The organism is Helicobacter sp. MIT 14-3879 (assembly GCF_003364125.1).
The window spans coordinates 1-8,732 of record NZ_NXLP01000050.1; the positions used below are offsets into that span (position 1 = coordinate 1).

The window sequence follows — 8,732 nt, forward strand, 5'->3', positions numbered from 1 at the left end:
TTATATATTTATGTAATCTTATATATTTATGTAATCTTATATATTTATGTAATCTTATATATTTATGTAATCTTATATATTTATGTAATCTTATATATTAATGTGAGTTAGTTATATACTTATTGAGTGTTCTAGGAGTTAATGATATTTTCTTACTCTTAGTGAAAGATTCTATAATTAAAATGTGAAGCAATACCAAATTCAAGCATAAACATAAGATTCTTACTCATAGGATAATTTATGGGTTTAGAGTTGATAAGTATGACATCTGAAGCATTAATATCATAATAAATCACTTTAAATCTTGTATAAAAATCTAATTTTTTATTTACTTCTGTTTGAATAAGATTATCCCTATTTTGTCTATAAAGCATGCCAATAGAAACTTCAAATCTATGACCACCATTAAGATAAGACTTATTGGCATAGGAGCGAATCCAATAGACACCACTAAAAAGATAGCTATATCCAGCTTTATATTCTATATCAATATTCTTATTTATTGTGATATGTCCTGCTATATCTATGCCCACAAAAGACATCTTATTATTTAGCTTATGGTTAGGGTTATTTTGAACTAAATCGTATCCGTCTAAATACAAGGCAAAAGAGAGAAGAATAGGATTTTCTAATGAACCAAGATTACTTCCTAGATAATATTCAAGATTGAGAATCCCACTTGTGTCTTTGATCATAGTCTTATATTCATTGCTATCCTTTATATGTGAAGAACCTATTCCAGCTGTTACTCCAGCACTAAGATAAAACCATTTCCAATATTTACTTATAAATGCTGATAAATATCCACCTGTGCTATTTAGTTGTGGAAGTGGTAGCTATAATGCAATATTAAGTGGGACTAGTATATCTCCATTGTAGTTTTTCAATAGATTTTGGCATAAGGCAGATTGTGTTCTCTGATTAAATAAAATTTGCAAATAATCAATCCCGTCAAAGCGAATACTCAAGCAATCATTCTGTGAATCCAGTGTCCCGTTTTTCCCTATTTTCAATGAATCTCCGCTAATCACCCATCGTTGTGGTGATAAATGTATATAGGACATAAGCCATTGTGGATTGGCATTTTGTATTAATATCTCATTGGTGATAGCATATTCCTGTGTACTAGCAATAATTGTTTGTATATCGCTTTGAATTGCTACCGTTAAGGCATTTGTACGAGAGAATTTAAGTCTTGGCAATGCGAAACTAGCCAATATCCCCAAAATAACAATGACAAAGAGTAATTCCATCATACTAAAAGCTGGCTTAGAAACACATGTAACTGCTATTTGAGAGATTGATTTCGTGTTAGATTTGGTTTTGACATGTCTTTTTTCCTTATGGAATCTAGGGCATAAAGTCAGAGAATATACAAAAAACCTCAATTTTTCTTTTAAATTATCTATTGCGCACTTTATCTTAGAGACAAGTCTCTTATAGGGAAAGGTTCGCATATTTATTCCTTAATGATAGCAACACAATAAGCCTTATATTAAAACTTAAAATATGTGATTGATTAAGCAAATCTAAATCTTAATGACTATCGTGGATTAAGTCAGCAGATTCACTATAAAGTTAAGTTTAGATTCTATTTATGTCATTTATAGAATCTACATACAAGTTACGATAATATTTTTCAGTAAATCTATGTAAAAAACTTAAGAGATTACTAGAATTAATTTATCTATCTACCAACCTTTGCCTTAAGGTTTTTATAGTTATTGCAGCCGTTATGTAATCCTGCTTCACAAGCGAGACTATACATTTCTAGTGCTTGTCCCGCATTTTGTGTAATGCCTCTACCTTGCTCATAAAGAACACCTAAGTTATTGCAGCTACTTGCTACACCTCCAATGCAAGCGGTATTAAAATATTGTGCAGCAAGCCCATAATTCCTTGGTGCTCCTTCGATACCTTGCGAATAAATCCAGCCAAGATTAGCGCAACCAACAATGTCTCCTGCGTTACAGGCAACATAATTTAAATCTACAGGATTCATTGAGGCTGCATTAATACCGTAGGTATTATTGGTATTATTGAGTAAGCCTAGATTATAACAACCAAGTTGGCTGCCTGCATCACAAGCAAAACGATAATATTGCAGGGCTTTGTTAATATCCTTTGGCACTCCCTGCCCATTTGCATAAGCCCAGCCAATATTATTGCAGGCATCTACATCTCCTCCAGCACAACCTGTCATATACATTTCTGCAGCCTTTTGTTTATTGTTTCCCATATTTGGAGCTTCATCATATATCATACCAAGATTAGCACATGCAGTAGGATCTCCTCCTGCACAGCCTTTTTGATAGTATTTAATCGCCTTTTGTGTGTCACTTTGCACTCCTGCTCCGTACATAAACATCACGCCTACTCCAAAACAACCTGCGGGATTGCCTTGGTCACATGCGGTATTAAACATACTAAGAGCCTTTTTGTAATCACCCTTTCTTGCAGCATCTACACCCGCATTTAAAGTAGCACTTGAGCTTCTGGGGTCAGCTAGGGCATTTTCTAAGGGGCTATCATCGGGCTTAGGAAAATTATAGCTAGGTTGCACGATATTTATATTATTGGGAGTATAGGGCATAGGAGGAATTCTGGGTGCATAGCTGATTGCAATATCATTTGGAGGAAGCGGAGCTAGTTGAATTTGCGAACGTCTATCATCATCAAACCATCTATTATCATTGTTATTATTGGTGGGGGCATTTTGATTCTGGTTATTTTGATTAGGTGTAACATTAAGCTGAGGATTATAGACTGGTCCATATTGGGGGTAAGAAGGATATACCGGGGCAGGTTGAATTTGCGGTCCATAATAATATTGCTCGTAATTACGTGGGTCATAAGGATCATATCTCTGTGGTCCATAATAAAAATTAGGATACGTTGGCTGATAGTATCCCCCACCGTTATAATATCTGCCATCGTAATATCTTGGATCTCTTAAGTCATAACCACCATGAGGCGGAACGTTAGTAACAGGTCCTCTTGCAATATTCCCATTGCTGCTATTTCCGCTATTGTTAGTGTTGCTAGGATTTTGTGTTTGTGTTTGTGTGTTTTGTTTTTCTTTATTGTCCTCATCTGCGCTGTAAAGATATGATAAACCCATCAAGGAGAGAATAAAGAGAGAAAATATCCTTTTTTTCATTGTTATTATCCTTTATCTTTTATATCCTTAAATACTATAAATAAGCAAAAGATATGCCGAATTATTAAAGCCTAATGTCAAAAACCTTTAAGTATCTAGGCGTGTTAATTATACATTGTTTTTAGCATTTCTATGCCCGCAATATTTTCACTTGAATTATCTTCTGTATCTACATTAATAGACTTAAAATTAATTGCTCTTTCTGGATGTGGCATAAGGGCAAACACATTTTTTTCTTTATTGCAAATTCCAGCAATTCTATCTATACTGCCATTAATATTTTTTACATAAGTCAAAAGAATTTGCTTGTTAGCATAAAGAGATTCTAAGGTTTTCAAATCTATTTGATAATTTCCTTCCGCATGTGCTATCGGGATTCTAATTCTCTGTTTTTTTTGATAATTTTTAAACATCATATTGTCAGTATCTACTACTTCTAGCTGAGCATTTTGTGCAATGAACTTGAGATTTGTATTGCGCATAAGAGTACCCGGAAGCATGTTTGCTTCACATAGAATCTGAAACCCATTGCAAATACCGAGTATGCGCCCTCCTTTATCAGCGTATTTCTTAAGTGCTTTTATACTGTCAGACATAGCTGCGATTGCTCCACATCGTAGATAATCTCCATAACTAAAACCACCAGCAATAATAGCTAACTTTGTCTCCTTAGGCAGAGACTTTTCTGTGTGCCATACAAAGCAAGTTTCATAGCCTAGATATTCATAGATATAGGCTATATCTTCATGACAATTTGTACCCGGAAAAATAAGTATTGCTACCATTATAATCCTTTATTGTGCGCGACTGCTCAAGATTTTGTTAGCTTGCATACTTTTAGAATTTCTTACAGATTCTAACGCAGAATTTTTTTTGTTATTTTTCTTGTCACGTACTTTTGTGATAGCTTCTATATGAATAGTATAATCTTGAATAATAGGATTCACTAAGAGTTCTTTGCAGGCTTCTTGCAGTGTTTTTATGGCATTTTCTTTAGAATTAGATTCTAGAGAAAGATAGAATTTTGTATTCATACTCAAGCTTGAAATTGGAAAGTTATGTGATTGCAATGCCTGCAGTATTGCTTTAGATTCCGGATTAAGTACCCCTTTTCTTGTAGCGACTTCTATTTGGGCTTCAAATTGCATGAGACTCCTTTCTATAATTAAATTTCAAGAATTTAATTATAGAATCTTTTGTTGTATTTTATTATTAAGAAATCATATTTTGAGAGAATCTAAGACAACAAAAGCAGTTTTAGGCTTTTAAGCCCCATGAAAAATGAGGACTTAAAATGTATTCTAACCTATTTTACAAAGTAAGAGCTTTATTGCTCACAGTAACATATCAAAGATTTTGGTTTAATAGGGTAAAAATCATACTTTATTAAAATTTTGGTATTGAGATTTTTGCAGACAAATTCTGATTGATTTTTATCTAATTGATTCAAAAGGAAAAATTTTGGTTTGTGTTGCAAATGCTTTTTAGTTTTTATTGCATTTTTCTTAGCTCTTATTATATAGATTATTTTTTCAGTTGGTTTTCGACAATGTTTTAATAGAATCTAGCGTTATTTTTAAGTTAATCATAGGTAGCCTTGATAATATAGCAATTCGATACACCTGATATTAAGATGTCAAAAACCAAAACTTAATACAATTTCGTATTTTATAGAATCTAATAATTATCTTTATCTGTATTTGAAGTTACATTATGTCTCATAAAGAAAATAAGTCAAAGTTAAATTTGCAATTTCTTGTATAACTAGAACAATAAGCAAGAGCTATTCAATAGAGAATCTATAAAATCGAGAGATACAGTCTTAATATGTTTTTTAGATTCTAAAAGCAGAGATGAGTGTTTTACTGTATTATTATAGAGAGTGAAATTATTTCTCTTGCGTGTCTGAAGTTTAAGTCTGAAAACATGCTACAATATCATTGTCGAGATTATTAAGCCTCTAAAGGTTACCACTATGGAACACGCGTGCAACCCCCCAGAAGTCAATGTTGATGTAAAAGCACACATTGAATATCCATGTTCTTGGAGTTATCGTATCATTGGTTTTAAGAAAGAAGTAGTTTTAAGTGTCATTGAGCGTGTATTTGATGGAAAAGCAAATATTTCACCCGTTGAACATTTTTCAAGTCATCATAAATATGTTGCTATTAATTGCACGGTACAAATAGAATCTGATTCACAAAGACTTACATATTTTGATAGTCTTGTAAAGCAAGATGGTATTATCATGGTGATATAATGAGTTTTGAAATTTCTAGATTTATTGCAGGACTATGTCTTTTGTGTACGTCAATAAGCATAGGGTCATTGCTTTTATGTGGGCTTTTAGAATCTAGTATTTTTAATTTAGATGCAATTTTCCGTATGAATACCCATACAGAAACACTCATTACAAAATACGATCAAGGTATTATTATGAGTGCGATTTTCAATCAACTTTATTATATACTGCTTATTAGTGCGATATTTATATTTATTTATGAGACTTTAAGTTTTAGATTCCGAAAGAGTAGTTTTTTTGTGTGGATTCTTAATATTATTAACGTCATTTTAATGTTATTATTTTGTTTTTTTTATCTACCGGGGATTGCGAGGATTTTTGGCAATGAACCAAAAATTGCAGCAACACCAGAATCTGAATCTTTTCTTAATCAAACCAGTCTTGTTTTGCAAATTCTTTGTGTTACCCTTCTAATAGCTTTTTTTATTCGTTTATCTCTTATAAATACTAAACGAGCACCACTATAGGTTTTTATTATAATACATCCTAATCAAATATTTCTACCTTGCAAAAAATATGGGATTGCAGTATTGTGGATAAATTTTATTTCACATTAAACTTTCAAGTAATGCTTGCCAATCGCGCATAACTACCTCTTTACTGAACTTATTTTTAATAAGAATAAGACTTTGTTGTCCCATTTTAATGCGCATGGTTTCATTGTTAATCAATTCTTTGAGTGCTTGACAAAATAATGTTTCGTTATTATTAGGGACTAATATGCCATTTTTATGGTAGGAAATTCCATTTCTTATCTCTGGATTAGGAGCGAAACAATCTTTAATTGTGTCAATTTCATAAGCAATTAATGGCAGACCATAACTCATTGCTTCAAGTAATGCCATGGGCAAACCTTCATAGTAGCTTGTCATTGCATAAATATCACCTTGTAGATACACAGATTCTATATTGGTACTAAAAGGTTTTAATTTTATGTATTTGGTCATATCAAGTGAATGTATTTGAGCATTCATGATGGTTTCTTCGTTACCTTTACCTGTAATCTCAAGCTTACAGTGTGGGAATTCTTTAGCTATCTTGCTATATGCACTCACAAGACGAGGAAAGCCTTTCTGTTCAGAATACATTTGCCCCACAGCTATAATCTTGCAGGATTTTGGAGTTGCGCAAGGATATTCATCATTGTTTTTGGAATCTACATTGTAGCCATGTGTTTTTATATTGTTTGTGAGTAGTAATCTTTTAGAATCTATGAAGTCTTGTAAGTTGTCATAGGGGTTTAGGGCAGAATTTGAATTGTCTGAATCTCGGATAATATCTTTTAGTCGAGATTCAAAAGGCAGGAAAACAAAATTATAAATTTTTGTAATATTATCAGCGCGATTGCGCCATCTTTCATATTCGCTTGAGCTAAGTAAAACGACTGCATCAAAAAGACTATTCTTTCTTTTCCATTTTGCTATTTCTACATGAATAATGCGAATATACTTCATACCTCTTCTCTTAAAGTAGGGAAAAAGCAAGAAAAAGTCAGATTCTATAAATATATCTGCATCTTTGTATTGTTTATTAATGCGTAAATTTACAATTAAATGCCGAAACCATTTCCATATTACCTTGCGTAATCCTTTATCATTTGTGTGATTATCGGGATGTGGATAAATATAGCTTATAGCAATACGCTTATCAAGGGGAAATGTAGAGACCCTCCCATGCTTATCTTTATAATAGCATGCAATTTCTACTTGATGTCCCAAATCACATAAAGCACTTGCAAGGTTGATTACAACTCTTTCTACTCCACTTGTTTCCGCTAAATTCCTTATGCTCATTACAATTTTCATGATTGATACCTGCATTTGTGAATAGAGAATCTTAACATATTTTCTCATGCTTCAATGCGAATCGCATGATGTCAGTTGATATTACATGCCATGTATATATCTTGAGTTAGCACGATAATGATTTCTTTAGGGAATTAAACTCACACAAGCATAAAATTCATGGATTCTCAAGATAAAACACAAATTTGATTACAGATTATTGAGCAGCAATTCGTGTATGCTATCAACATAGTTTTTAGAATCTTTTAAGCTTTGTCCTTCTAGGATTTTTGCCCCATTAAAAAGAACAAGGCAATATTTATTGCGCAACGTTTTTTCAAGTTTATTGATTTTTTGTATGAGTTCATGATGAATATTTACTTCAATATTTTTCTTTGGTTCAGGTATTTCCTGCCCCATTTGTCGCATAATCTGTTCCATATAGTTCATTTGTGAATTTTCCTCTGTGAGCACTAAAGGCGAACTAATCCCTTCAATCAAGTGTACTTCATTTACCCCTTCTAACTCTTTGAAAGATTCTATGAGACTTTCAAATTCTTTTTTACTTTCCTCACCCACCTCAGTTTTAATCTTTTCATTTGCATTTTTGTTGGTTATATCAACCCACTTTACTCCTTCGTATTCCCCAATTTGTGGAATAACAAAATTATCTACTTCATCAGCGAAGAGCAAAATATCATAATCTTTAAACTTCTCTAATACGGGATTATTTTTGATAGAATCTAAATCTTTTCCTATGGCATAGAAAACGCAATCTTGTCCTTCTTTCATATTTTCTTTATATTCCTTAAGGCTAATATTCTCGCCTTTATTGTAGGAATAAGCACGTATGAGGTTTAAAATTTTTTCTTTATTTTCGCCATAGTTATACAATCCTTCTTTGAGTACTTTGCCATATTTTGCATAAAAGTCTTTATAAGCTGCTTCATCTTTGCTAAGAGATTCTATCATTCCAAGAATCTTTTTAACAGATGCACTTTTGATTTGTTCTAAAATCTTGTTTTCTTGCAAGATTTCTCGACTTACATTAAGTGGTAAATCATCACTATCAATCACGCCATAGATGAAGCGTAAATATGGAGGCAATAATTCCTTATCATCGTCAGTAATGAAGACTCGTTTTACATAAAGTTTAACATTTGACCTATAATCCATACGCTGCATGTCGATAGGGGGGGTAGCTGGGATATAAAAGAGGCTTTTGTATTGTAAGCTACCTTCTGCTAGCGTATGCACATATTTAATGGGCTTTTCTCTATCATAAGAGATGGTTGTATAAAATTCTTCATAGTCTTCTGATTTGAGTTCCCCTTTGCTTAGTGTCCATAATGCTTTTGCGCTATTAACTTGTTCGCTTTTAGATTCTTTTATAGGTTCTTTGCCTTCTTCTTTTTTTTCTTCTTCATAATGTAGAAAAATAGGAAATTGTATGTGGTTAGAATATTTTTTATTAATATCCTCCACA

At 32.5% G+C, this 8,732-nt stretch carries 9 protein-coding genes; 2 read left to right on the forward strand and 7 right to left on the reverse strand.

Annotated features, from left to right (window positions below):
- Window positions 1–158: 158 nt before the first annotated feature.
- The 5 genes from CQA44_RS10305 to purS all read right to left on the reverse strand — a co-directional run bounded on the left by CQA44_RS10305 (window position 159) and on the right by purS (window position 4,308).
- Window positions 159–695: a hypothetical protein gene (locus CQA44_RS10305; protein WP_115547155.1), complete on the reverse strand. Its 537-nt coding sequence runs from the start codon at window positions 693–695 to the stop codon at window positions 159–161.
- Window positions 696–836: 141 nt separating this feature from the next.
- Complete coding sequence (locus CQA44_RS10310) at window positions 837–1,457, reverse strand: type II secretion system protein (protein WP_115547156.1); 621 nt, start codon at window positions 1,455–1,457, stop codon at window positions 837–839.
- Window positions 1,458–1,687: 230 nt separating this feature from the next.
- Window positions 1,688–3,160, reverse strand: coding sequence for a tetratricopeptide repeat protein (locus CQA44_RS10315; protein ID WP_181881868.1), 1,473 nt, complete (start codon window positions 3,158–3,160; stop codon window positions 1,688–1,690).
- A 104-nt stretch (window positions 3,161–3,264) separates the two neighbouring features.
- On the reverse strand, window positions 3,265–3,945 hold the full coding sequence (purQ, locus tag CQA44_RS10320) for a phosphoribosylformylglycinamidine synthase subunit PurQ (protein WP_115547157.1): 681 nt from the start codon (window positions 3,943–3,945) through the stop codon (window positions 3,265–3,267).
- Window positions 3,946–3,954: 9 nt separating this feature from the next.
- Entirely contained in the window at window positions 3,955–4,308 is a 354-nt protein-coding gene (gene purS, locus CQA44_RS10325) for a phosphoribosylformylglycinamidine synthase subunit PurS (RefSeq protein WP_115547158.1), read from the reverse strand.
- A gap of 827 nt (window positions 4,309–5,135) precedes the next feature.
- On the opposite strand from purS, the gene CQA44_RS10330 reads away from it, so the two are divergent.
- Together CQA44_RS10330 and CQA44_RS10335 are read left to right on the forward strand one after the other, a co-directional pair.
- Entirely contained in the window at window positions 5,136–5,420 is a 285-nt protein-coding gene (locus tag CQA44_RS10330) for a DUF493 domain-containing protein (protein ID WP_115547159.1), read from the forward strand.
- Window positions 5,420–5,929, forward strand: coding sequence for a DUF4149 domain-containing protein (locus CQA44_RS10335; protein WP_115547160.1), 510 nt, complete (start codon window positions 5,420–5,422; stop codon window positions 5,927–5,929). Before CQA44_RS10330 ends, CQA44_RS10335 begins: the two co-directional genes overlap by 1 nt.
- Window positions 5,930–6,010: 81 nt before the next feature.
- Here CQA44_RS10335 and CQA44_RS10340 read toward each other — a convergent pair whose 3' ends face one another.
- Window positions 6,011–7,267: a glycosyltransferase gene (locus CQA44_RS10340; RefSeq protein ID WP_181881869.1), complete on the reverse strand. Its 1,257-nt coding sequence runs from the start codon at window positions 7,265–7,267 to the stop codon at window positions 6,011–6,013.
- A gap of 189 nt (window positions 7,268–7,456) precedes the next feature.
- Window positions 7,457–8,732 (reverse strand): molecular chaperone HtpG (locus CQA44_RS10345; RefSeq protein WP_115547162.1); only part of this gene is annotated, 1,276 nt, incomplete at its 5' end.

Bases quoted from the DNA above. Each gene is read 5' to 3' on its own strand.
- purS (WP_115547158.1), bottom strand. From the start codon at position 4,308: ATGCAATTTGAAGCCCAAATAGAAGTCGCTACAAGAAAAGGGGTACTT.
- CQA44_RS10340 (WP_181881869.1), bottom strand. From the start codon at position 7,267: ATGAAAATTGTAATGAGCATAAGGAATTTAGCGGAAACAAGTGGAGTA.
- CQA44_RS10335 (WP_115547160.1), top strand. From the start codon at position 5,420: ATGAGTTTTGAAATTTCTAGATTTATTGCAGGACTATGTCTTTTGTGT.
- CQA44_RS10305 (WP_115547155.1), bottom strand. From the start codon at position 695: ATGATCAAAGACACAAGTGGGATTCTCAATCTTGAATATTATCTAGGA.
- CQA44_RS10315 (WP_181881868.1), bottom strand. From the start codon at position 3,160: ATGAAAAAAAGGATATTTTCTCTCTTTATTCTCTCCTTGATGGGTTTA.
- purQ (WP_115547157.1), bottom strand. From the start codon at position 3,945: ATGGTAGCAATACTTATTTTTCCGGGTACAAATTGTCATGAAGATATA.
- CQA44_RS10310 (WP_115547156.1), bottom strand. From the start codon at position 1,457: ATGCGAACCTTTCCCTATAAGAGACTTGTCTCTAAGATAAAGTGCGCA.
- CQA44_RS10330 (WP_115547159.1), top strand. From the start codon at position 5,136: ATGGAACACGCGTGCAACCCCCCAGAAGTCAATGTTGATGTAAAAGCA.